Here is a 25,992-nt window from a genome sequence, read left to right on the forward strand (position 1 = left end):
CCAACCGATGCCGATGCAGACGGAAAAGGAACCATTACCGTTACAAGCTTTCCACTGACTGGAGAAGTACTCGTGCGCCATATCTACAACGGATCGCTTATTGAGAGCAACCCCTTAGATTACGTAAAAATTGTCAGGGCTAATATTACAATTTTAGGAGTGAGTGACGACTTTGGAGATGAATTAGGGGCTGTGGCTGATGGGGAGACTACAGACGATTTGACACCCACAATTTTTGGTGAAGTCGCAGCAGCTCTACCCAGTGGTGCCATATTACAGATCTATGATGGAGATAGTCCTATAGGAGAAGCAACTTTTGCGCCGAATTCGCTTCTTTGGTCCTTTACGCCTTCTCAGGCTCTAGCTGAGAGGCAGTACAATTTGAAGGCGAACATTGAAGAGAACAGCACAATCCTTGCTAGCTCAAACTCCTTTGGTTTTATTACGGCCCTACCATCTCTTCCAACAACAATTGCTACCATTGCAACCGTGACCGACGATGCGGGCGATACTACTGGAACGCTAAGCAGCGGTGCCAGCACAGATGACAGGACCCCCGCAATGGCAGGAACCCTATCCACCACCTTGGGAGCCGATGAAGTGCTGGCACTTTATGAGGGCAGTACCCGTTTGGGGGAAGCGGTTGTTGATACGATTACCAAAACTTCTTGGTCTTTTGATTTGATCAACAATGCCCCCTTTGGATTGACTGCGGGTGTTACTGTCGATGCGACGACCAACACGATTACAAAGACGGCAGCGAATGATTGGAATGCTATGGCAATTTCAACCCAACAACTGAGTGGAGATGCTTCGGTATCCATCACAGTAGATGTCAACAATACATATAAGCAAATAGGCTTTGCGACGTCTTCCAATCCAGCATTCAATGGTGAGCATACGCTGCGCTATGCGATGTATATGTATAGAACTGGTAAAATATATATTAATGAGCTTGAAAGTCGAAGAGCCAATGAAGTAACTACCTATGCGGCAAATGATGTATTGACGGTTAGAAGGACAGGTTCTAAGGTGACCTATTTGAAAAATGGCACAGTTTTTTATGAATCAAGGTATGCCTCTACCGGAAATGTGTATGCCGGGGGTGTAATTTACACTTCCGGAGCGATCCTTCAAAATATGGAGATTGTTACCGAATTATCCTTTGACAGTAATACCCTAACGGTTCAGGTGGAAGATACAGCTACGGGCTTGAGCGGTCCTGCTTCGGACCCCTTTGTGTTGAATGTCAATGAGGTGGTTCTTAGTACTATTAGCGATAATTTCGGTCCAGAGGTGGGTGCCGTACTTCAAGGGGAATCCACAGACGATTTGACCCCAACCCTAGTGGGTACTTTAGGAGCTCCTTTGGGGGCAGGAGAAAAAATTCAAGTCTACAACGGTACAACTTCATTGGGAACGGCAACCCTAGACGGACTCAATTGGAACTTTACACCTTCCCAAGAATTAGCTATTGGTGACCAGCAGTTGAGCGCTAAAATTGAAAACGCCAGCGGGGACGCCCTGATGGTCTCAGAGACCGTTGGTTTTACTACGGTCCTACTACCAACCCCTCCAACGACAACCGCCATCATTACAACGGTGACCGACGATGTGGGCGATACTACAGGAACCCTAAGCAGCGGTGCCAGCACAGATGACAGGACCCCCGCAATGGCAGGAACCCTATCCACCACCTTGGGAGCCGATGAAGTGCTGGCACTTTATGAGGGCAGTACCCGTTTGGGGGAAGCGGTTGTTGATACGATTACCAAAACTTCTTGGTCTTTTGATTTGATCAACAATGCCCCCTTTGGATTGACTGCGGGTGTTACTGTCGATGCGACGACCAACACGATTACAAAGACGGCAGTGAATGATTGGAATGCTATGGCAATTTCAACCCAACAACTGAGTGGAGATGCTTCGGTATCCATCACAGTAGATGTCAACAATACATATAAGCAAATAGGCTTTGCGACGTCTTCCAATCCAGCATTCAATGGTGAGCATACGCTGCGCTATGCGATGTATATGTATAGAACTGGTAAAATATATATTAATGAGCTTGGAAGTCGAAGAGCCAGTGAAGTAACTACCTATGCGGCAAATGATGTATTGACGGTTAGAAGGACAGGTTCTAAGGTGACCTATTTGAAAAATGGCACAGTTTTTTATGAATCAAGGTATGCCTCTACCGGAAATGTGTATGCCGGGGGTGTAATTTACACTTCCGGAGCGATCCTTCAAAATATGAAGATTGCTACCGAATTATCCTTTGACAGTAATACCCTAACGGTTCAGGTGGAAGATACAGCTACGGGCTTGAGCGGTCCTGCTTCGGACCCCTTTGTGTTGAATGTCAATAAGGTGGTTCTTACGGGGTTGAGTGATGATTTTGGTTCCGTGGTGGGTCCTGTACTTTCAGGAGAGGTTACGGACGATTTGACCCCAACCCTATCGGGTACTTTGGGAGTTCCTTTGGGGGCAGGAGAATACATTCAAGTCTACAACGGTACAACTTCATTGGGAACGGCAACCCTAGACGGACTCAATTGGAACTTTACACCTTCCCAAGAATTAGCTATTGGTGACCAGCAGTTGAGCGCTAAAATTGAAAACGCCAGCGGGGACGCCTTGGTGGTCTCAGAGACCTTTGGTTTTACTACGGTCCTACTAACCCCTCCAACGACAACCGCCATCATTACAACGGTGACCGACGATGTGGGCGATACTACAGGAACCCTAAGCAGCGGTGCCACCACAGATGACAGGACCCCCGCAATGGCAGGAACCCTATCCACCACCTTGGGAGCCGATGAAGTGCTGGCACTTTATGAGGGCAGTACCCGTTTGGGGGAAGCGGTTGTTGATACGATTACCAAAACTTCTTGGTCTTTTGATTTGATCAACAATGCCCCCTTTGGATTGACTGCGGGTGTTACTGTCGATGCGACGACCAACACGATTACAAAGACGGCAGCGAATGATTGGAATGCTATGGCAATTTCAACCCAACAACTGAGTGGAGATGCTTCGGTATCCATCACAGTAGATGTCAACAATACATATAAGCAAATAGGCTTTGCGACGTCTTCCAATCCAGCATTCAATGGTGAGCATACGCTGCGCTATGCGATGTATATGTATAGAACTGGTAAAATATATATTAATGAGCTTGGAAGTCGAAGAGCCAGTGAAGTAACTACCTATGCGGCAAATGATGTATTGACGGTTAGAAGGACAGGTTCTAAGGTGACCTATTTGAAAAATGGCACAGTTTTTTATGAATCAAGGTATGCCTCTACCGGAAATGTGTATGCCGGGGGTGTAATTTACACTTCCGGAGCGATCCTTCAAAATATGGAGATTGTTACCGAATTATCCTTTGACAGTAATACCCTAACGGTTCAGGTGGAAGATACAGCTACGGGCTTGAGCGGTCCTGCTTCGGACCCCTTTGTGTTGAATGTCAATAAGGTGGTTCTTACGGGGTTGAGTGATGATTTTGGTTCCGTGGTGGGTCCTGTACTTTCAGGAGAGGCTACGGACGATTTGACCCCAACCCTAGTGGGTACTTTAGGAGTTCCTTTGGGGGCAGGAGAAAAAATTCAAGTCTACAACGGTACAACTTCATTGGGAACGGCAACCCTAGACGGACTCAATTGGAACTTTACACCTTCCCAAGAATTAGCTATTGGTGACCAGCAGTTGAGCGCTAAAATTGAAAACGCCAGCGGGGACGCCCTGATGGTCTCAGAGACCGTTGGTTTTACTACGGTCCTACCAACTCCTTCAGCGACAACCGCCATCATTACAACGGTGACCGACGATGTGGGCGATACTACAGGAACCCTAAGCAGCGGTGCCACCACAGATGACAGGACCCCTGCAATCACTGGAACCCTGACTGCCGCCTTGGGGGACGATGAAGTGCTGGCACTTTATGAGGGCAGTACCCGTTTGGGGGAAGCGGTTGTTGATACGATTACCAAAACTTCTTGGTCTTTTGATTTGATCAACAATGCCCCCTTTGGATTGACTGCGGGTGTTACTGTCGATGCGACGACCAACACGATTACAAAGACGGCAGCGAATGATTGGAATGCTATGGCAATTTCAACCCAACAACTGAGTGGAGATGCTTCGGTATCCATCACAGTAGATGTCAACAATACATATAAGCAAATAGGCTTTGCGACGTCTTCCAATCCAGCATTCAATGGTGAGCATACGCTGCGCTATGCGATGTATATGTATAGAACTGGTAAAATATATATTAATGAGCTTGAAAGTCGAAGAGCCAATGAAGTAACTACCTATGCGGCAAATGATGTATTGACGGTTAGAAGGACAGGTTCTAAGGTGACCTATTTGAAAAATGGCACAGTTTTTTATGAATCAAGGTATGCCTCTACCGGAAATGTGTATGCCGGGGGTGTAATTTACACTTCCGGAGCGATCCTTCAAAATATGGAGATTGTTACCGAATTATCCTTTGACAGTAATACCCTAACGGTTCAGGTGGAAGATACAGCTACGGGCTTGAGCGGTCCTGCTTCGGACCCCTTTGTGTTGAATGTCAATGAGGTGGTTCTTAGTACTATTAGCGATAATTTCGGTCCAGAGGTGGGTGCCGTACTTCAAGGGGAATCCACAGACGATTTGACCCCAACCCTAGTGGGTACTTTAGGAGCTCCTTTGGGGGCAGGAGAAAAAATTCAAGTCTACAACGGTACAACTTCATTGGGAACGGCAACCCTAGACGGACTCAATTGGAACTTTACACCTTCCCAAGAATTAGCTATTGGTGACCAGCAGTTGAGCGCTAAAATTGAAAACGCCAGCGGGGACGCCCTGATGGTCTCAGAGACCGTTGGTTTTACTACGGTCCTACTACCAACCCCTCCAACGACAACCGCCATCATTACAACGGTGACCGACGATGTGGGCGATACTACAGGAACCCTAAGCAGCGGTGCCAGCACAGATGACAGGACCCCCGCAATGGCAGGAACCCTATCCACCACCTTGGGAGCCGATGAAGTGCTGGCACTTTATGAGGGCAGTACCCGTTTGGGGGAAGCGGTTGTTGATACGATTACCAAAACTTCTTGGTCTTTTGATTTGATCAACAATGCCCCCTTTGGATTGACTGCGGGTGTTACTGTCGATGCGACGACCAACACGATTACAAAGACGGCAGCGAATGATTGGAATGCTATGGCAATTTCAACCCAACAACTGAGTGGAGATGCTTCGGTATCCATCACAGTAGATGTCAACAATACATATAAGCAAATAGGCTTTGCGACGTCTTCCAATCCAGCATTCAATGGTGAGCATACGCTGCGCTATGCGATGTATATGTATAGAACTGGTAAAATATATATTAATGAGCTTGAAAGTCGAAGAGCCAATGAAGTAACTACCTATGCGGCAAATGATGTATTGACGGTTAGAAGGACAGGTTCTAAGGTGACCTATTTGAAAAATGGCACAGTTTTTTATGAATCAAGGTATGCCTCTACCGGAAATGTGTATGCCGGGGGTGTAATTTACACTTCCGGAGCGATCCTTCAAAATATGGAGATTGTTACCGAATTATCCTTTGACAGTAATACCCTAACGGTTCAGGTGGAAGATACAGCTACGGGCTTGAGCGGTCCTGCTTCGGACCCCTTTGTGTTGAATGTCAATGAGGTGGTTCTTAGTACTATTAGCGATAATTTCGGTCCAGAGGTGGGTGCCGTACTTCAAGGGGAATCCACAGACGATTTGACCCCAACCCTATCGGGTACTTTGGGAGCTCCCTTGGCGGCAAATGAAACTTTGGAAATTTACAACGGTACAACCCTTTTAGGAACAGCAACAGTAAACGGCCTCGGTTGGAGTTTTATACCGAGCCCAGAACTTTCTTTGGGTGCACAACAGATTTCAACTTCCATTGTCGCACGAGGAAATGCATTGGTCACTTCCACCAATACCTACAACTTTACGACCATTGAGCCGGCTACGGCACCTAGCCAAACAGCTGTTATTGTACAAGTGGCAGACAATGTTGGAGAGAATACCACGGCAATCAGCAAGGGAGCATCTACCGATGATGCCACCCCGAAACTAAGCGGAATGCTTAGCGGTCTTTTGGTAGACGGTCAAGTACTTGCCATTTATGACCTTGCCAATGGTGCAAAAACCAAATTAGGTGAAGCCACAGTATCCGGAACCGTATGGACCTATGACGCATCGCTTGCTTTTGGGCTCCATCAATTGACGGCGCAGGTGGAACTTTCGGGAACCAACTTGGTCGGACCTTCCAGTGAAGCCTTTGGAGTCATTGTCAATGGCATTCAAATCAGCAGTATCTTCGATGATGAAAATACGGCAGGAAATGTTTCCAATGCAGGAGAGACTGATGATCCTACTCCCACCTTGTCGGGGACTTTGAAAGCACCCTTAGGAACCAGCGAAACCGTAAAAATATACAACGGGACTGCACTTTTAGGGGAGGCTCAGGTGACAGGGAATCAATGGACTTATACACCAACGGATGCACTTTCTTTTGCAAATTACAACTTTGTGGCAAAAATTCACAATGCCAATGGCGATGTCCAACTCAGTTCTGCAGCTTATGCCGTTCAGATTATAGATGCTACAACTCCACCTCCTACACAAACGGTGGCTCTTTTGAGTGTTACTGACAATGTAGGACTAAACGGCTCAGTTCAGGGGACACTCACTTCCAATAGCAGTACCGATGACACGACGCTCGCTTTGATGGGGACACTGAGCGCAGTGTTGCGTTCTGGTCAAATTTTAGCGGTCTATGACCAAGTCAATGGAATCACTACGAAAATTGGTAAGGCAACGGTCAACGCCAATACCTGGAGATTTACCACACCAGCACTCGTGGAGGGGCAACATCGTTTGACCCTAGCGGTGGAAAACACCATCAACGGTGTACAAGGGCCGGTATCAACCGCCTTTACGTTACAGGTGCAAAGCATCACTCTTTCGGCCATTGTGGATGACCAAGGTACAATTACAGGGAATCTCTTGGCACAAGGGGTAAACACCACCGACGATGTCCTTCCTGTTATTTCCGGAATACTAACAGTACCCCTGGGGACTGGAGAAGAAATTGGAATCTACAATGGAAGCAATTTATTAGGAATAGCGACCACAACGGGAACCGATTGGACCTTTACCCCGAGCAGCGATTTGTCTACGGGCACACATTCACTCAAAGCAGTGATTCAAGCGACGGGGACTACAGACAGTACTTCTGGACGTGTCATTAGTGGCACGCAAACTTTCACAATTCTTGATGCTGCTGTACCTGTCCAAACAGTCACTCTTGTAAGTTTGACGGACAATGCTGCGACCAATGGTTCTATCGAGGGAACAGTGGCCTCGGGCAGCAGTACGGATGACACTACGCTGGCCATTTTGGGGACTTTGAGTATTCCATTGGGCACGGGACAAGTGCTCGCTGTGTATGACACCTTCAATGGTGCCACGGCCAAGATTGGCAACGCTACCCTTTCCACGACGACTTGGACTTTTAACACACCTACATTGAACCCTGGGCTTCACAGCTTTACAGCACGTGTTGAAAACACCGCGAACAATACACAAGGATCTCTATCAACCCCTCCATATGAAGTACGAGTGCAATCCCTTTCGATTGCTGCGGTTTCAGACAATATTGGGAAAGATACAGGGAATTTACTATCGCAAGGGGTCACTGTGACCGATGACAGTACTCCAACACTAAGCGGTACGGTTGCTACAGCACTTGCGAGTACTGAACAACTTTCTATTTACGATACTACAGGCTACTTAGGGGCGGCAACGGTAACAGGGACCTATTGGACCTTTACCCCGTCAGGCAACTTATCTGAAGGAGACCATACTTTTAGAGCAGTGATTCAAGCCACAGGCATGTCCACAATTGCTACTGCGCAGGTAGTCAGCAATTCAGTAGACATAATAGTGGGAAATCCTGCAGCTCCAACCCAAACGGTGGCCATTTTGAACGTTACCGACAATGTGGGAGTCAATGGCTCAGTTCAGGGAACACTCACGTCGGGTAGTAGTTCGGATGACGCAACTTTAGACTTGACAGGGACACTGAGCACCGTGTTGGCTACGGGTCAAATTTTGGCAGTCTATGACGAAGTAATTGGAGTGAATACAAAAATTGGTGAGGCGACCGTCAATTTCACCACTTGGAGTTTTACAACACCAGCACTCCTTGAGGGGCAACATCGTTTGACGCTGGTGGTAGAAAACACCATCAATGGTTCACAAGGGCCGGTATCAGCCGCCTTTGCGCTACAGGTGCAAAGCATCAAACTTTCCGCTATTATGGATGACCAAGGTGTACTAATAGGAAATCTTCTGGCACAAGGGGTGGACACCACCGATGATGTCCGTCCTGTTATTTCAGGAACGCTTTCCACAGCCTTGGGTGCTGGAGAAGAAATTGCAATCTACAATGGAAGCAATTTATTAGGACTAGCGACCACAACGGGAACCGATTGGACCTTTACACCGAGCAGTGATTTGCCGTTGGGAACTCATTCACTATATGTAGTGGTTCAAGCTACGGGGACTACAGACATTGGTTCTGGTCGTGTGATTATATTGAAGATCATAACGATTATGGATACTGCTGCACCGGATCAAACAGTCACTCTTGTGAGTATGACGGACAATGCAGTGACCAATGGCTCTACTCAGGGAGCATTGACCTCGGGCAGCAGTACCGATGACAGTACCTTGGATATTGTAGGTACGTTGAGTATTCCTTTGATTTCTGGACAGGTGCTAGCCATTTATGATGTCTTTAATGGGGTAACCACCAAAATTGGCAACGCTACCGTTTTGGGTACTACTTGGAACTTTACAACACCTACATTGGGACAAGGGCTACACAGCCTTACAGCAGTTGTTGAAAACACCTCGAACAATACGCAAGGATCTCCTTCAAGCCCTCCTTTTGAAGTACGAGTGCAAGTACTCTCGATCGTTAAAATTGTCGATGACCAAGGTACGATTACTGGAAACTTAAGGCTTATGGGTGCTTCGGAAACGGATGATGGAAGACCCACATTGAGCGGTGTTATTTCGACGGACCCAGGTAGTGGTGAAGAACTTGCGGTCTATGATGGTTCGACCTATCTTGGTTCGGCAACCTTTATGGGCACTAGTTGGACCTTTACACCAAGTTTTGATATACCAATTGGAGAACATTCATTCAGAGCCACCATTCAGGCGACAAACAACAGGGATTTGAGTGCTGCTCGTGTGATTTCCAATTTTTATTTACTCACCAATGTGTATGGCGGTATTCCATCACAAACCGTTACGATTTCCAGCGCCACAGATAACCAGACAAGTTTGGGCTCTGTACAAGGGATTGTAGCTTCTGATAGCAGCACAGACGACAACAGCTTGGATTTGGAAGGAATTTTGAATTCTGCTTTGCAAACTGGACAGGTATTGGCAATCTATGACACCAGTAATGGCGTTAGTAGTCGCATCGGCGAAGCCAATGTTTCTACTACTACTTGGATGTTTACGGCCAATTTAGGGAATGGAAGTCATACCTTGACTGCACGTGTAGAAAACACTACAGCCGGAGTCTATGGAGCATTCTCTGATGGTTATCAAATTCATATACAAGCCCCTTCTTTAAACACGGTAACGGATGATGTAGGAAGTATTCAAGGGGATGTATCCACATCTCAAGCAACAGACGATACCACACCAACTCTAGTGGGAATCCTGGGGAGTACCTTGGGGACTAACGAAGTGGCTGCAGTCTACGCGACTGTCAATGGGGTGGTAAGCCGTTTGGGAGAAGCTACAGTGAACAACGACAGCTCGTATAGCTTTACACCAGCTTCGGCATTGAGTGATGGTGAATATCAATTTTCCGTTCGGGTTGAAGATGGTACAGGAAGTATTCTTGCGGCATCTTCAAGCAGACTGTTGATCATTAATACCAGCGATGTAACCCAAACCATCACCATTACGGAAGTCTTAGACGATAATACGATTACTGGATCAGTTACAGGATTGGTTGCTAGTGGAACGACTACGGATGATTCCACACCAATCCTAAAAGGGACGCTTTCGGCACCACTGACTTCTGGGCAAAAGATTCTTGTCTATGTTGGTAGCTATTTCTTGGGTGAAGCCACAGTTTCCACAATTTCTCCTGTAAGTTGGGAAAAAGAGATGCCAAGAGAAATTGTAATTTTGGATGGAGATTCAGACTTTACCGCTGTGATTGAAAACCCGAGTGGGAGCAGTACTACTTCAGAGGTATACACAGTTCACTTGCAAAACATTCTTAGTTTTGATATCGATGGAAATAGTAACTCAGACTTAAGTGTCACAACGAGTCCTTCTCCAACGTTATCAGGGACTCTAACGGCGTCATTGGGTACGAATGAAGAACTGGCTATGTACAGCGATGAGAATAAGATAGGGACAGCTACCGTCGAAACAGATTTAAGCTGGACCTTTACCCCAACGACTCCACTTGTTGAGGGACTTCATAGGGTATTGATTCAAGTACAGGACGTCACAACAGGTAGTTTTAGTACTGGGCGTGTAGTCAGTCGAACCCATTCCTTTTTGGTAAGTGGTTCACCTACCCAAACAGTAGTTATAGACGGTATGACAGACGATGAGTCTGTTAACGGATCAAGTACCGGTATTTTTGGAAGTACGGGAGTCACAGACGATACCACCCCAAGTTTCTCGGGAACGCTAAATGCTCCGCTGATTTTAGGGCAGCAAGTCAATATTTATGAAGGAACAACGCTTGTCGGTTCGGCGGTAACGAGTGGCCAGTCGTGGAGTTTTTCAGTACCTTCTGAGGCTGCCTTGACAACGGGTACACACAGTTTTACCGCTCGGGTTGTCAATCCTGGTAGTGGTGCTCAAGGACCTGAATCATCAGCCTTTAGCTTCGAGGTTCAGCAAATTGACATTACAACGCTTACGGATAATGAAGGGGCTGTGACAGGCAACCTGTTGGCAGATGCTAGTAGCACAACCAGTTTTGCAACTGATGATACCACTCCAGTGATTGCTGGGACCACTGCATTGGCCTTGAAAGCAGGTCATGTGGTTGCAATTTACAATGATGGTGTTCGTTTGGGCGAAGCAACAATCAGTAATTCGGTCGATTGGACTTTTGACATTCCGACCCTCAATGAGGGCAGTCATGATTTGGTTGCAAAAATTGAAGATACGACGACGGGCAATGTGATTGCCGCGACCACTAGCAGCAGTTCAGTTACGCTACACGTGGATGCAGCAACGCCAACACAAACGGTTGCCATCAATACGGTTGTCGATGATCTATATGAATTTACATTCACAGGGAACCTAACCGATGGAAGTACGACCAATGATAATGTTTTAGATCTCTCAGGAACCCTGAGTGAGCCTCTAACAGGACCACAGGTCTTGGCAGTCTATGACGGTACTACCCGTATGGGGGAAGCCAACCCAACTGGAACGGCATGGACCTTTAAGTTTTTCGATCCTATTTGGAGGTCAGCGGCCGAACAGGCTGGATTTGTTCCGATCACCCCCGATACGATTAGCAATATTTCGACCACGGGCAACAATTTCACAAAGACAGGGACTGCTGATGCTTGGGATGCAGGTTTCTTCGCTTCCAATGTCATCACAGGCGATGGTGCGGTCGCTACCACAGTAGTAGAAACCAATACCAGTCGAATAATTGGGTTGAGTGACTTGTCATCTCGTGATGACAATAGTCTTGCAGCCATAAAATTTGCAGTCCTTTTGAAATCCAACACTCGCTTGGAAGTTTATAAAGAGGGAGCATGGGCAAACCCGAATGTTACCTATGCCACAGGCGATGTAGTCAGTATTGTTCGTCGAGGGGATCAAATTTCCGTTTTAAAGAATGGTGTGGAGGTTCATAACTTTGGTAATTTTACAGGCGATTTGTATGTAGATGCTACGTTTTTAACACCAAATGCTACACTGAACAATGTTGTAGTGAATACTACGAGTGCTAGTATAGACCCAACAATATTCAGATTGGGCAGTCGTTCTTCTTTGACAGCACAGGTTGAGAATCCTGCGACAGGTACGAATGGACCTGTTTCTACCCCCTTTACGGTAGTACTTCAAAGTGTGCACTGGAGCAGCATTACAGATGATGTAGGTACTGTGACAGGTGATTTCTTAGACAATGGCGCAACAGACGATCGAAGACCAACTCTAGCCGGTACGATCGGTATTGCGCTTGGAGCGAATGAAGTTTTGGGTGTCTACGATGGTACTCAACGGATAGGTCAGGCAACAGTCAATGGACTTGACTGGAGTTTTACTCCAACAGTCGATTTGACTAACAGAGTACATCTATTACGTGTGCAAGTGGAAGATGCCATTAGTGGATCTGCCACCTCAGGTATAGCCAGTAGCAAACAACATGCTATATCTGTGGATGCGACGGCACCTAGTTCAATTTTGGCAAGTATTACTCGTCTAACTGACAATTTTGGTACAGAAACCGGTGTGGTAGTACCCGATGGGATCACAGATGATGAGACTCCTACCGTAACAGGTATTGTCAATCTCTCATTGACTCCAAACCAGCGTGTGATCATCTATGATGGGACAACCCTTCTGGGCACAGCGACGGTCACGGGAACCAACTGGAGCTTTACAACACCTACGTTAGCAGCAGGAAGTCATGCCTTGACTGCCGTGGTAGAAAATCCAGCTCTGGGAGACAGTGGTGTAGCATCGGCGGTGTTTAACTTTAGCATACAACAAATTACGGTACTAGCAATCATGGACGATGTTGGCGTACTGCAAGGGAATGTGTTTAATGGTAATAACACCCAAACAAATGACACCTCGTTGACTTATACAGGTAGCTTGGCAGGATCACTAAATGAAGGTCAGAGCGTGAAAGTATACGACTCGGGCGTCTTTATAGGTACTGCGACCATAAGTGGTACGGAGTGGAGTTTTGTTTCACCGAGAGCCTCTTATGGAACTCATAATTTGAAATTCCAAATTGAAGACGATGCAGCACTAGGAACTGGTATATTAGATACAAGAGTGACCGTTGAGGTTGTTTTAGAAGATCCTGCTTTCGATTCGTTTTCTACTAGTACCTATGAAATTGGAAGGAATGGTCGAAGCTTAGATCTTACACTAGTAAGTAATCTAGATCAGCCGGTTTATGCAGTATTTAATTTAAGTAATAATATAGGTGTTACTTCAGGAGCAGGGACAAACAGCTTGACCTTGAATATTGATGATGTAATGCTATCAGATGTAAATCTGTTCAATAGCACTAATGGTTATGATGGATTGGACGCTACTGGTCGTAGACAAATTAGAATTGACGGTACCAGTGGTACGGTGAATGTACTAGGTGGCGGATGGACAGCTGCAGGAACTACTACGGATTCTGAAGGCACTACTTACAATGTCTTTAATTATGGTACAACAGGTTCGGTACTTGGTCAGTTACTAATTCAGGATACAGTAAGCCATACAGGACTATAAGTATAGAAACTCAATTGGAACGAGGTGAGACCCTCGTTTCCAATTGTTTGAAATTAATTTTTTAAAAATACAATACCTCTTGTGTTGCCTTTCAAAGGGCACTCACAGGAGGTATTTTTTTGTGGGTTACAGTGAGCTCCTTCGGAATTACAAACACGGAGGGGTGAGCCCATAAGAGTGAACCCATAAGAGTGAGCCCGCAAGAGTGAGCAACCCAGTTTGTCTTCCTGAGACTCCTACGGAGGGACAAACACGGGGGTTTGTCTTCCTGAAAGGTACCCACGCAAGAGTGAGCCCGCAACAGTAAGCCCACCCAGTTTGTCTTCCTGAGACTCCTACGGAGTGACAAACACGGTGGGGGTTGTGTTTCTGAGACTCCTACGCAGGAGTGAGCCCACAAGAGTAAGCCCACCCAGTTGGTCTCCAGAGACTCCTACGGAGTGACAAACTCGATGGGTTTGTGTTTCTGAGACTCCTACGGAGTGACAAACACGGGGGTTTGTCTTCCTGAAAGGAACCCACGCAAGAGTGAGCAACCCAGTTGGTTTCCAGAGACTCCTACGGAGTGACAAACTCGATGGGGTTGTGTTTCTGAATCTCCTACGGAGTGACAAACACGGGGGGTTGTGTTTCTGAGACTCCTACGCAGGAGTGAGCCCGCAACAGTAAGTCCACCCAGTTTGTCTTCCTGAAAGGAACCCACACAAGAGTGAGCAACCCAGTTGGTTTCCAGAGACTCCTAACGGAGTGACCAACTCGATGGGGTTGGTTTCCAGAGACTCCTACGGAGTGACAAACTCGATGGGGTTGTGTTTCTGAGACTCCTACGGAGTGACAAACTCGATGGGGTTGTGTTTCTGAGACTCCCACGCAAGAGTAAACCACCCAGTTGGTTTCCTGAGACTCCTACGGAGTGACAAACACGGGGGTTTGTCTTCCTGTAAGGAACCCACGCAAGAGTGAGCAACCCAGTTGGTTTCCAGAGACTCCTACGGAGTGACAAACACGGTGGGGGTTGTGTTTCTGAGACTCCCACGCAAGAGTAAGCAACCCAGTTTATCTTCCAGAGACTCCTACGGAGTGACAAACTCGATGGGGTTGTGTTTCTGAGACTCCTACGGAGCGAGGGGGATGTGATCCTGTAAAGCTTCACCACTTGTACTCAATAAATTGCCAGTTATACTTAATTTTTACCACTTATTTATTGGTGTGAGGATAAACTTAAAAAAAGTACGAATTTTACTGTTCATTAGTAAATGATAAGAGCATTGTCTTTTAGAAAATCATAAGATACAGTACCACACCTCGGTAAAAATAGTTAGGGGTAGTTGTCTTAACCGAGTGTGGTTCTTGTATTTTTTACGATTATTCCCCATACGCAATTTATTGAATTTTTGTTTTTTTTAATCTTTAAATTCGTATGTTAGTAAGGAAGTCATATAAAATTAATTTTGATGAAACGGTGTGGAAAGAAGAGCGAGATCAGCGAAAGTATATGATCCATGAATTAGAAACCACTCGCTCATTGATTGGATGTACTAAAAGGGAGGTTATTCAAAAATTGGGAGATGAGTTCAACGATGACAATTCCGATCGTTGGACCTACTATATTGGTACTAAGAATGTTTTTGGTTCAAAAATGTATTTAGTGATTTATTTCGGCACCAATAAAACTGTTTTTAAAATTGAAAAACGATAAGTTTTTTATTGAATTGTCTTCTTCAAAATAAGAATTTCCAGCAATTATTTCACGTTTAAGAATTGATACAAAGATTCCAGTCTTCGCTTGGCAATGGGAACTAGCACTTTGTTGGCAAGCTCACAAACAGGTTTTCCTGATTTGTGAATTCGGATAATTTTGGAGATGTTGACTAGGTAGCGATGGTGAACTCGGTAAAACAGTTTTGGATTTACAAAGGATTCATATTCTCCAATGTTTTTACTGGACACCTTTTTTGTTTGATTGGATAGATGTACCACCGTATATTTTCCATCTGCTTCCAAGTATTCGATTTCATCTGAAGAAATTAATGCTACATCTTGGATTCCAGGAATGGAAATGATGCTGGAGTGGGGGATTTCGTTTTGTTTGGAAAAAGAAAAGTTGTTTTGTGAAGTTTTTCTTTCGATGTTAAAGATGGCTTTTTGAATGGCTTTTTTAAGTTTTTGAACCTTGATTGGTTTCATTACATATCCTGTAATATCGTAGTTGACTGCAGTAACACCATAATGATTGTGAGAACTGATTAAAATGATTTCTGCAGAGGTTGTTTTGAGCTCATCGATAAAACTAAATATGGTATCGTTCTCTAAATTGACATCTAACAAAAGAATCTCAGGTTGTGTTTTTAGGTATGCCTGAATTCCTGTTTGCACGTCTGAAGCTTCAGCAACCACATCTAATAGAGGGATGTAGAGGTTGAGGGTTGACTTTAATAAATTGATATGCTCAGGATTATCGTCAATTAGTAGGGTTTTGTACTTTCTCAATCTTTTTTACAAAAATACAATTATTGTTCAAAATTGACTATTAATCTATTATATATTATCATTTATGAATTTTTTATATCTTAAAAGTATAAAATTAGCGAGTTGCTGAGGGTTGTTTCGCTGGTAAAAAATATTCAAAACTTCTTTTTCATTTTAGATTTCAGGATTAAAATTTTGATTTAAAAGAATATGTGTAATAAAATGAATAACTTTGAACTAACAAATACAGGCCCCACCAAATGAAATCATTTTCTTTTATTATTCCTTTTTTGGTTGCTCTTTTTATGGCGATGCCTACTTTTTCTCAGGGAACCCTTCCAATTTATGGAGATTATTTGTCAGACAATGTTTATTTGGTGCACCCAGCCGCAGCAGGAATTGGAAATACTTCAAAATTGCGATTTACTGCAAGACAGCAGTGGGCGGGAATTCCCAATGCACCGGCGCTGCAAACACTGAGTTTTCATAGTCGATTGGGTGAAGAGTCCAATGCAGCTTATGGCTTCGTGATGTTTAATGACAAAAATGGATACCACGCACAACAAGGGATGCAAGGGACCTATGCATACCATTTGCCAATGAGTATTGGCCGAAACTTTGAACAACTTTCCTTTGGTCTGTCGTTTACATTTGTTCAAAACCAATCCGATCAACGATTATTTTCAGGAGATCCCTCTGTTTCTCAAATCATACAAAGCTCTAGTTATTACAATTCAGATTTTGGAATGTCCTATCATTTAGGAGGTTTTTCTTCCTATCTAACGATAAAAAACCTACTCCTTACAGCCAAAAACAATTTCAATATCAACGAACCCTTAGATTTAAGAAATTATATTGTTTCTGTGGGTTATTTTTATGGTACAGAAAACGTTGTACAACTAGAACCTTCTATAATGCTGCAGTTTCGGGAGAGTACCGGAGAGCGCATTGCTGATTTTAATTTAAAAGTATACAAGACTTTTGGGGAAACTCAATTTTGGGCAACGGTATCGTACCGAAGAAATTTTGATTCTGGAGCGATTGAAAATTTACAATACATTACGCCTATTATTGGGCTCAATTTTAAACGGTTCATGTTTTCGTATACCTATTCGCATCAATTAAACGATTTGGTCTATACCAATAGCGGGTTCAATCAAGTGAGTTTGGGCTTTAACCTATTTACAAGAGCGCCGAGAGCTGCAGCCTGTCCAAATATCAATGCGATGTTTAACGGCTTTTAAAAGTCCGTTTCTCGAATGGTATGCTGCTTTTTAAGCTTGTTTTCTTTAAGGAGTTCCACCAAAGTGTCTTTATTGCTGTTGATCAAGAATTCATGGCTACTTTCAATTTTATTACCACCGGTGTTTACGAGACCAGTATCAGCTAAGATTTTCTTAGTTTGTTTGGCAACTGCTTGTCCAGAATCGATGATTTGAATCCTAGGTCCAATGATCGATCGAATTTGCGGAATCAGATAGGGATAGTGCGTACAGCCCAAGACCAAACAGTCGATATTTTGAGCCAACATGGGGTGAAGGTAGCTTTGCAAAAGGGTTGTCATTTCTTGAGAATACAATTTTCCACCTTCAATAAGTTCTACCAGTCCTTTCCCGATTTGCTCTACAATCCGAATTTCTTTGTCAATTTTACTGGAGGTATGTTCAAAGAGTTCACTGTTTAAAGTTCCTTGGGTTGCCAAAATACCGATGGTATTGGTTTTTGTTTGAAAAGAAGCGGGTTTTATGGCCGGCTCTATTCCAATAAAAGGAACCTTATAGTGTGCTCTCAAATACCGAATGGCGTTTGTGGTAGCTGTATTGCAGGCCACAACAATAATTTTACACTGTTGGTCGAGTAGGTATTCTGTATTTTTTATGGCCAATTGAAGGATCTCTTCTTTGCTTTTTTCACCATAGGGAGCGTTCTTACTGTCTGACAAGTACAGGGTACTTTCATTGGGAAGCAGGAGATTGATTTCGGACCAAATAGAAGTGCCTCCAACACCGGAGTCAAATATGCCAATCGCAAAATCTTTGTATTTCATATGAGTAAAAATAAAAAAAAACCTACTCATAAAGAGTAGGTTTTTATATCTTTTAAAAAGAAATCTCTATTGTCTTGGTGTTGGATCTTCTAATAAGCTCAACTTGGCTTTTACAGCTTCGTATAAATCTTCTCCTTTTTTCACGATTAACATGTTCGAAGTAAACACATATAAAATTCCTTTTGCAGCAGCTACTTCGTTGATAGCATCGATTGCTTTTTTGTTGATGGGTTCTAAACCTTCGCTTTGCATTTGTTGCAATTCTGCAGGTGCCATTTGCTGTACATTTTGAAGTTTTTGATATTCTCCTTGTAATTCAGCTTTTCTTTTTTGGTTGGTTTCTTCCGTTTGGGTTGAAGCTTCAGCGTCGTATTTCTTCGCTTTGTTTTCAAATTTCTTCTTCATTCCATCAATATCATCTTTCAAAATCTTTGCTTTTTTATCCAAATCAGCAAACAACGCTCTTGTTTCAGACATATTTGCAACAACTCTTTCAAAATCAACATGAGCAATTTTTTGTGCATTTGCAATTCCAGCAAATCCTAATGTAAATACAGCTATTAATAGTAACGTTTTCAAATTCTTCATTCTTGTTTTCTTTTAATTAATTATTAGTGTTCTTCTTGTTTTTTTGTTCTTCTCTTCTCTTTTTAGCAGCTTCTTGCTTTTCTTTTAAAAGGGCTCTTTTTGCTTCTTTTTTTCTGCCAAAGCTTTTTTTCTTGCTTCAACGACCCGTCTTCTTTTTTCTTTTTTAGCATTTATTGCAGTTGCTCTATCCTCGGTTCTTGCTTTTTTAGTAGCAATTAGCTTTTCTTGTTTTGCCGATAATTCTTTAGGAGCCTCATTTTTTTCTTTCGTTTTAGCATCCCGTTCTGCAATATTCCGTTTCTTATCAATAGTTGATAAAATTAGTTCGCTAATATCGTATTTTTTATTTGAATAAAGCATGACTAAGTCACTAGATTTATCAAAAACAAAATCATATTTTTTTGCAACGACAATTTTCTGAATGGCATTATAAACTTGATCTTGTATCGGTTTGACCAATTGCTTTCTAACCGAAAACATATCCCCATTGGGGCCAAAATACAAAGATTCTAATCTCCGTAATTCTTCTTGTTTTAAGGTAATTTCTTCTTCTTTTTCTTCGATAAGGTCTTTGGTTAGAATGGCTTTTTCATTCGCCAAATCCGATTTTAAAACCTCGATACTTCTCGATTGTTTGTCTAAATTCCCTTTCCACTTTTCTATTTTGGCATCTAATGTATTCTGAGCTTTTACATATTCTGGAAGATTTTCAAGAATATATTCCATATCTATAAAAGCTATTTTTTGACTTTTCTGCGCAAATCCGAAAGCGACTGAAAGTGAAAGAACGATAAAAAAGCTTACTTTTCTCATTAAATTAGGTGTTAAGAAAAAACCGTGCCAAAAAAATGACATCCTCTAACAAATGTACTATTTTTCTAGAACTGTCTTCCGATTATAAAATGTGTTTGCCAGCCCGATTTGATGAGTTGTCCTAGTAAAGGATCAAACCCGTGTGCAAAATCGATTCCTAAAAGACCAAAGGCGGGCATAAATACACGAATACCTAAACCTGCAGATCTCTTCACTTCAAACGGATTAAAATCAACAAAATTGTCATACGAATTTCCAGCTTCTAAAAAACCTACGGTATAAATGGATGCCGATGGAGTGTCGGTGATCGAATATCGCAATTCTAGCTGATATTTGTTGTAAAGGGTACCCCCTCCGTTTTGCAAAGGAGTCAGTCTACTGTTTTCATATCCCCTTAACCCAATCGTTTCTCTACCATCCAATTGAAAAGCAGCAACACCGTCACCACCAACAAAATATCTTTCAAAAGGAGTATGTCCTACCTCCTCATTATAGTAGCCTAAGAAACCAGTCTCGATATTGGTCATTAGGACCAATTTGTCGGTAAATGAGGTATACCATTTTCCTTTTGCACTTACTTTATAGTACTCCAACCATTTGTAATTGTCGGCAATTTTTGCGTTTTTTTCGATATCCGATAAGCTGTCATCTACGGTATAGTCTTTTCCATTGAGCAATGAATACGGAAATGTGGCTTTTACGGCGATGGTAAATTCAGACCCATAAGTTGGGAATATCAAACTCGGTCCTGCAGAGTTTCTTGACAAACTAACATTGTATGCTAAATTATTTAAGGTACCGTTGCTTAAGATGGCGCTACCAACTCTAAATCCGTAGTTGTTCAGCTTGAAACTTTGATAACTGATGCTTTGTGATAATTGAAAGAAATCATCAGGTCTTTTTAAACGCTGTCCTAAACCTAAGGTTGCTCCAATAATTCCTAAACTCTGATTTTTGTCTACATCAAAAGTTTGTGGATTGATTTGGTACTGATTTGAAGAGTAAATAGAGAAGGATAGCGACTTTGGTTTCTTACCTCCTAACCATGGTTCAGCAAATGAAAAGCTATAGGTATTAAAGGTTCTACTCGATTGCAAACGGATGGATAAGGTTTGTCCGTCTCCCATAGGTAAGGGTTTGTATGCTGCTTTGTTGAACATATTTCGAAACGAAAAATTGTTAAAAGAGAGTCCGAGTGTTCCAATGAAAGATCCCCCTCCATATCCTCCTTGTAGCTCTATTTGGCTTCCTCCTTTTTCTACCACATTAAAGTTAATGTCTGCGGTTTTATTTTGATAATCTGGAAGAACATCTGGAGTTACGTTTTGATCGAAAAAGCCCAATTGGCCAATTTCTCGAATGGATCGAATAATGGCACTTCTACTGAATAAATCGCCCGGTTTTACGCGCAATTCCCTAAAAAGGACATGATCATTTGTTTTGTCGTTTCCAGTAACGGTGACTTTTTTAATGGTCGCTTTTTCGTCTTCTCGAATTCTAATTTCTACGGTTATCGAATCGTTTTCTACCTTAGTTTCTACAGCATTTACAGATGAGAATAAAAAACCATTGTCTTGGTAAAGTGTAGATAAATCTTCAGAGGTTGGCGTACCATCTCCACTTACACGTTCTTTTAAAACGACCCCATTGTAGATGTCTCCTTTTTCAATACGTAAAAATTGATTTAAAAATTCATCGGTGTATTCTTTGTTTCCTACGAAGAGCACTTCAGAAAAGCGGTATTGCTTTCCTTCTTCCAATTTAATATCTAAATTGATGGTGTTATCATTGTTCCAAGTAAGTTCGTCACTTAAAATACGCGCATCTCTGTATCCTAAAACGCTGTACATTTTTAAAATACTTTCTAAGTCCTCTCGATAGTCATCTTCAATATATTTGGATCCTTTCCAAAAACGGCCAAAAAATCTTCTTTTGGTGTTTTTCATCGCCTTTCTCAACTTTTTACTTGAAAGAGATTTGTTTCCAATAAAATTGATGTTTTTAATTTTAATTTTATTTCCTTTATCAATAAGAATTGACATGTTTACCGTGTTAATATCTGAAGAGTCTTTTTGAGTAAATAAGTTTACTTTTGTTTTTAAGTACCCTTTGTCGGTATAGGTTTTTTCAATATAGTTTTTGGTAGTTACAATCAAGTTGTCTGTAACCATTGCACCTGTTTTTAATTCGGCGTCTTTGATCAGGTCCTTGCTTTTTGACTTGCTAATACCCACAATTTTTACAGCATTCAATTGAGGCAGTTCTTGAACATCAAATTGAAGATAGATGGAAGTACTGTCTACTTTTTCAAGATAGACATCAACATTGCTAAATTGCTTGCTTTCATATAATTTTTTGATGGCACTGGTCAGTTTGTCTCCTGGAATTTTAATGCTTTGTCCTGTTTTTAATCCCGTAAAAACACGCACAGTCTCTTCACTAAATTTTTTCAAGCCAATTACACTGATCCCGCCCAAAATATATTCTTTTCCTTTTTCAAAAGATTTGGTCAGCGCTATGCTGTCTTTTAGTACTGGAGGAATACTGTCTGTATTGGTTTGTCCATTTGCAAGTAAGGTAAAAAAAAGTGCTGTAAATCCTAATACAACAGCAATACTATTCTGTAATCTGTTCGCTTGTTTTTCCAAATCGTCGTTCTCTATTCTGATATTCTATAATTGCATCATAAAAATGCTCTTCTCTAAAGTCTGGCCAAAGTATATCTGTAAAATATAATTCAGCATATGCCATCTGCCACAATAAGAAATTACTAATGCGCTGTTCTCCACTAGTTCTTATCATTAAATCAACCTCGGGCAAATTAAATGTATATAAATGGTTATTTATAGTATTTTCATCAATTTCTTTTATCAAAAGTTCATTATTAACAACTTTTTTAGATATGTTTTTGATAGTATTAACAATTTCCTCTCTAGATCCATAACTCAAGGCCAAAGTCAATATGATTCTTGTATTGTTTTGGGTGTCTGAAATGACTCCTTTTAAAACTTTTTGCGCTTTGATGGGTAAGTTTTCGATTCCTCCAATGGCATTTACACAGACCCCATTTTTTTGAAAAGTTTCCAGTTCATTCTTCAGTGAATGAATCAGTAAACTCATTAAGGCGTCTACTTCTAGTTTTGGTCGATTCCAGTTTTCTGTGGAAAAAGCATAGAGTGTTAGCGCTTTTACACCAATTTTTGAAGCAGCTTCAACTGACTGTCTTACAGCGGTGAGCGCATTTTTGTGTCCAAAAACCCTACTCATTCCTTTACTTTTTGCCCATCGCCCGTTTCCGTCCATGATTATGGCTACGTGCTTGGGAATATTGTGTAAATTAATTGGCGGTTTTTTATCCATCATTTATAATCCTTGGGTATAACAGGCAGGGCGACCAAAAGTGTAGAATAATGAAATCCCTGTAAAGGCATACCAATCATTTCCTTTTCCTCCGTAATTCAATAATGAATATCTACTCGTAGAAAAATCTAGATCGTTTTCAAAAGTATAGCGTACTTTTGCTTCAATGGCATAGGCAAAGGGGCCGAAAAGATGTGCTTTGTATCCAACGCCAAACGGAATTGCAAAAGATGTTTTGTTGGTGAAAATAATTTCATTTGTACTGGATACACTTTGTACTGATTGATAGTTGAATGCAGCAAACTCAATAAGAATATATGGGGTTGCTGATTTTTCTGAGGAAGAAATATCATAGTCGTAAAAATTATATTCTAGTCCCAAAGCCAACTCGTTTATGGTGTTGTTAAATTGATATCCTCTATTTTTTTTATAATCGGTTTCTGCGTCTTTGTCATTGCCACTGATGGGCAAATTACTCAAGGTGCCTCGGATTGCAATTCTTGGATTCCAATTCCATTTGTAGATCAATCCTCCTGCAAGATTATTGGGATACAAATAATGGGTTCGACCAATATCACCAATATAATTTGATCCTCCTATAAAAAATCCTATTTCGTTGATTTGTCCCAGCGAAATTGCTGAAAAACTCATACATATTATAAATAATAAACATTTTTTCATCCTCGAAAATAGTCCGCAAAGATATGGATTTCCATTTGCTTTAAAAAGTTAATAATCAGTCTTTTTTGAATAACAAGAAATTTTGGTATTTATTGTTGGATAGGACTAAAGATTCGGTTCGTTTCGGATGTCTTCTCCCCATAATAATTTGCTTCTCAATGTTTGTAAAAAAGATTGATTGTTGGGCAGTATGCTTTTTACAGTAAAAGAGGCTTTTTTAATGGAAACTTTGGTGTTGTTGGGCACCGTAATAATTCGGGAATCTAATGAGATTAAAAATTCTTTTTCTCGCGTGTCGATTTCCAATTCAATGGCCGTATCATCAGGAATAACCATTGGTCTGGCATTCAAATTATGCGGTGCAATAGGAGTGATTACTAAACTTTTGGATGCAGGTAAGATGACAGGGCCATTACAGCTTAATGAATATCCTGTTGAGCCAGTTGGCGTAGCAATAATTAATCCATCTGCCCAATAATTGGTAAGGTATTCTTGGTCTAAGTAGGTTTTGACACCAATCATCGAGGTGGTATTTTTTCTGGAGATGGTTACTTCGTTGAGCGCGAAATTCAAATCAGAAAGCCCTTCGACTTCTGGAGAAGTTGCAACACATAACAACGAACGTTCTTGTATGCTATAGGCCTTGTTGAAAATACATGCAACACTTTCTCGAATGGCCTCTTTTTTGATCGTAGCCAAAAAGCCTAGTCTTCCCGCATTGATTCCTAAAATTGGAATTCCCAAATCTCTTACATAGGTCACTGCTCTTAAAATAGTTCCGTCTCCTCCAATGGTAAACAAGAGGTCGAAAGAAGAGTTAAGATCTTCAAAACGCTCAAATGTCAAATACGCTTTTGGTAAAGAATTGGTTTGGTTGAGCAGAGTGTAAAATTGCTTTTCAAAATACACAACTACTTTTTGTTCCTCCAAAACAGACAGTAAAATTTGAACTTCATTTTCTGTAGTTAGTGAGTAGGACTGACCGTAAATTGCTATTTTATTCATTACATATTGAGGTATTTCTGGAGATACTGCGAACGATTTTTTAAATCGTCTAAATACACATCGTTTTCATGATTGGAAACAATGGTGTAGTCGTACCTTCTAAAAGTTTGTGTAATCTCGTTGATTTCTTGAGCGACTATTTTTAGGGTTACTTGAACCTGACCTTCTTTTTTTTCTGAGATATAGACCCCTAACAATTTACAACCACTTGCTTCAATAATTTGAGCAATGGTACTCATCGAAAAATTATTTTCAAGGGTTTCTACAATCAAGGTTTCACTTTCTTCAAGCATAAAAGGGCTGGATGCAAAAACATCTAAAACGTCGGACAAGTCGTAGTGTCCAATGTATTTTTTATCAGCATCTACTACAGGAAGTGTGCTGCAGTCGTTGTTGGCAAAGAGCTGTAACAATTCCAAAGGGCTTGTTGTCTCTTCAGCAAAAAAACAATCTAAAAGATGGATGTGTGCTCCCAAAGGGCTTTCTGAATTTTCGAGAATTTGCATATCGCTATTGGAAAAAGAACCCAAAAGAATCCCTTCTCCGACCACATGCAGATGGGTGATTGGGTGCTCCTGAAACAACCGTTGCGCCATTTTCACAGTGCTTTTAGTTGTGAGCGGTTGAATATTTGTTAAGATATAATCTGTAATGTTCATGCTCTACGAAGATAGGATAAAATCATTTAATGCGTTATCTTTGCAAGCTAATTTTAGACCATGACAAAGTTAAGTGTAAATATTAATAAAATTGCAACTTTACGCAATTCAAGAGGAGGAGATGTGCCAAACCTTCTAAAGGTAGCTTCCGATATTCAAGATTTCGGTGCAGAGGGAATTACCATTCACCCAAGGCCCGACGAAAGACACATCAAATATCAGGATGCGAGAGATTTGGTAGCAGTTGTGAATACAGAATATAATATTGAAGGAAACCCAATTCGATCTTTTATCGATTTGGTTTTAGAAACACAACCGACTCAAGTTACTTTAGTGCCCGATGCGATCGATGCAATTACGTCGAATGCAGGTTGGGACACCATTAAACATCACTCTTTTTTACAAGAAGTCATCTCTGAATTTCAACAGAACGGTATTCGAACTTCTGTTTTTATTGGAACCGATTTAAAACAAATTGAAGCAGCTGCAAAAACTGGTGCAGATCGAATCGAATTGTATACTGAAGAATTTGCAACCCAATTTAATTTGGGCAACCGTGCTGCGATCAAACCCTACACCGATGCTGCAGTTTTAGCTCATAGCTCTGGGGATGGGCATTAATGCTGGTCACGATTTGAGTTTGGAGAATATCCAATTTTTTAAGGAAAACATCCCAAATTTGGCAGAGGTTTCGATCGGTCATGCATTGATTGCAGAAAGCTTGTATTTAGGATTGGAAAATGTGGTGAATATGTATTTGCATCGTTTGAGAAGTTAGAAGTAGAAATA

The 25,992-nt window shown here is 41.9% G+C and carries 12 protein-coding genes and 1 pseudogene; 4 read left to right on the top strand and 9 right to left on the bottom strand.

Going from position 1 to position 25,992, the window contains the following annotated elements; translation table 11 throughout:
- Positions 1 to 159: 159 nt before the first annotated feature.
- Positions 160 to 13,581 (top strand): beta strand repeat-containing protein, encoded by a 13,422-nt coding sequence (locus RRF69_RS07060; protein ID WP_316939136.1) that lies wholly within the window; start codon positions 160 to 162, stop codon positions 13,579 to 13,581.
- 1,420 nt (positions 13,582 to 15,001) lie between these two features.
- Entirely contained in the window at positions 15,002 to 15,280 is a 279-nt protein-coding gene (locus tag RRF69_RS07065) for a hypothetical protein (protein ID WP_316939137.1), read from the top strand.
- A 44-nt stretch (positions 15,281 to 15,324) separates the two neighbouring features.
- Here the strand turns inward: RRF69_RS07065 and RRF69_RS07070 are convergent, their stop codons facing one another.
- Positions 15,325 to 16,071 carry a LytTR family DNA-binding domain-containing protein gene (locus tag RRF69_RS07070; protein ID WP_316939138.1) on the bottom strand — a complete coding sequence of 249 codons (747 nt, stop codon included), beginning with the start codon at positions 16,069 to 16,071 and terminating at the stop codon, positions 15,325 to 15,327.
- Positions 16,072 to 16,310: 239 nt separating this feature from the next.
- On the opposite strand from RRF69_RS07070, the gene RRF69_RS07075 reads away from it, so the two are divergent.
- The gene (locus tag RRF69_RS07075) at positions 16,311 to 17,294 is read left to right on the top strand and encodes a type IX secretion system membrane protein PorP/SprF (protein ID WP_316939139.1); all 984 of its coding nucleotides are present in this window, start codon (positions 16,311 to 16,313) and stop codon (positions 17,292 to 17,294) included.
- Here RRF69_RS07075 and murI read toward each other — a convergent pair.
- The 8 genes from murI to RRF69_RS07115 all read right to left on the bottom strand — a co-directional run bounded on the left by murI (position 17,291) and on the right by RRF69_RS07115 (position 25,203).
- Complete coding sequence (gene murI, locus RRF69_RS07080; RefSeq protein WP_316939140.1) at positions 17,291 to 18,127, bottom strand: glutamate racemase; 837 nt, start codon at positions 18,125 to 18,127, stop codon at positions 17,291 to 17,293. The genes RRF69_RS07075 and murI overlap by 4 nt on opposite strands.
- A 36-nt stretch (positions 18,128 to 18,163) precedes the next feature.
- On the bottom strand, positions 18,164 to 18,685 hold the full coding sequence (locus RRF69_RS07085; protein ID WP_316939141.1) for an OmpH family outer membrane protein: 522 nt from the start codon (positions 18,683 to 18,685) through the stop codon (positions 18,164 to 18,166).
- 84 nt (positions 18,686 to 18,769) lie between these two features.
- A complete protein-coding gene (locus RRF69_RS07090; RefSeq protein ID WP_316939142.1) occupies positions 18,770 to 19,498 on the bottom strand; it encodes an OmpH family outer membrane protein in 729 nt (242 codons plus the stop codon).
- 65 nt (positions 19,499 to 19,563) lie between these two features.
- Positions 19,564 to 22,146 (bottom strand): outer membrane protein assembly factor BamA, encoded by a 2,583-nt coding sequence (gene bamA / locus RRF69_RS07095; protein WP_316939143.1) that lies wholly within the window; start codon positions 22,144 to 22,146, stop codon positions 19,564 to 19,566.
- Positions 22,115 to 22,858 (bottom strand): isoprenyl transferase, encoded by a 744-nt coding sequence (locus RRF69_RS07100; RefSeq protein ID WP_316941119.1) that lies wholly within the window; start codon positions 22,856 to 22,858, stop codon positions 22,115 to 22,117. The genes bamA and RRF69_RS07100 overlap by 32 nt, the downstream gene beginning before the upstream one ends.
- Positions 22,859 to 22,861: 3 nt before the next feature.
- Positions 22,862 to 23,539: a DUF6089 family protein gene (locus RRF69_RS07105; protein ID WP_316939144.1), complete on the bottom strand. Its 678-nt coding sequence runs from the start codon at positions 23,537 to 23,539 to the stop codon at positions 22,862 to 22,864.
- A 105-nt stretch (positions 23,540 to 23,644) separates the two neighbouring features.
- On the bottom strand, positions 23,645 to 24,544 hold the full coding sequence (locus RRF69_RS07110) for an NAD kinase (RefSeq protein WP_316939145.1): 900 nt from the start codon (positions 24,542 to 24,544) through the stop codon (positions 23,645 to 23,647).
- Entirely contained in the window at positions 24,544 to 25,203 is a 660-nt protein-coding gene (locus RRF69_RS07115; RefSeq protein WP_316939146.1) for a CBS domain-containing protein, read from the bottom strand. Before RRF69_RS07115 ends, RRF69_RS07110 begins: the two co-directional genes overlap by 1 nt.
- Before the next feature lie 60 nt (positions 25,204 to 25,263).
- On the opposite strand from RRF69_RS07115, the pseudogene RRF69_RS07120 reads away from it, so the two are divergent.
- A pseudogene (locus RRF69_RS07120) lies at positions 25,264 to 25,981 on the top strand (pyridoxine 5'-phosphate synthase).
- Positions 25,982 to 25,992 lie beyond the last annotated feature (11 nt).

It is taken from the genome of Polaribacter sp. HL-MS24, assembly GCF_032758595.1.
Classification (GTDB): Bacteria; Bacteroidota; Bacteroidia; order Flavobacteriales; family Flavobacteriaceae; genus Polaribacter.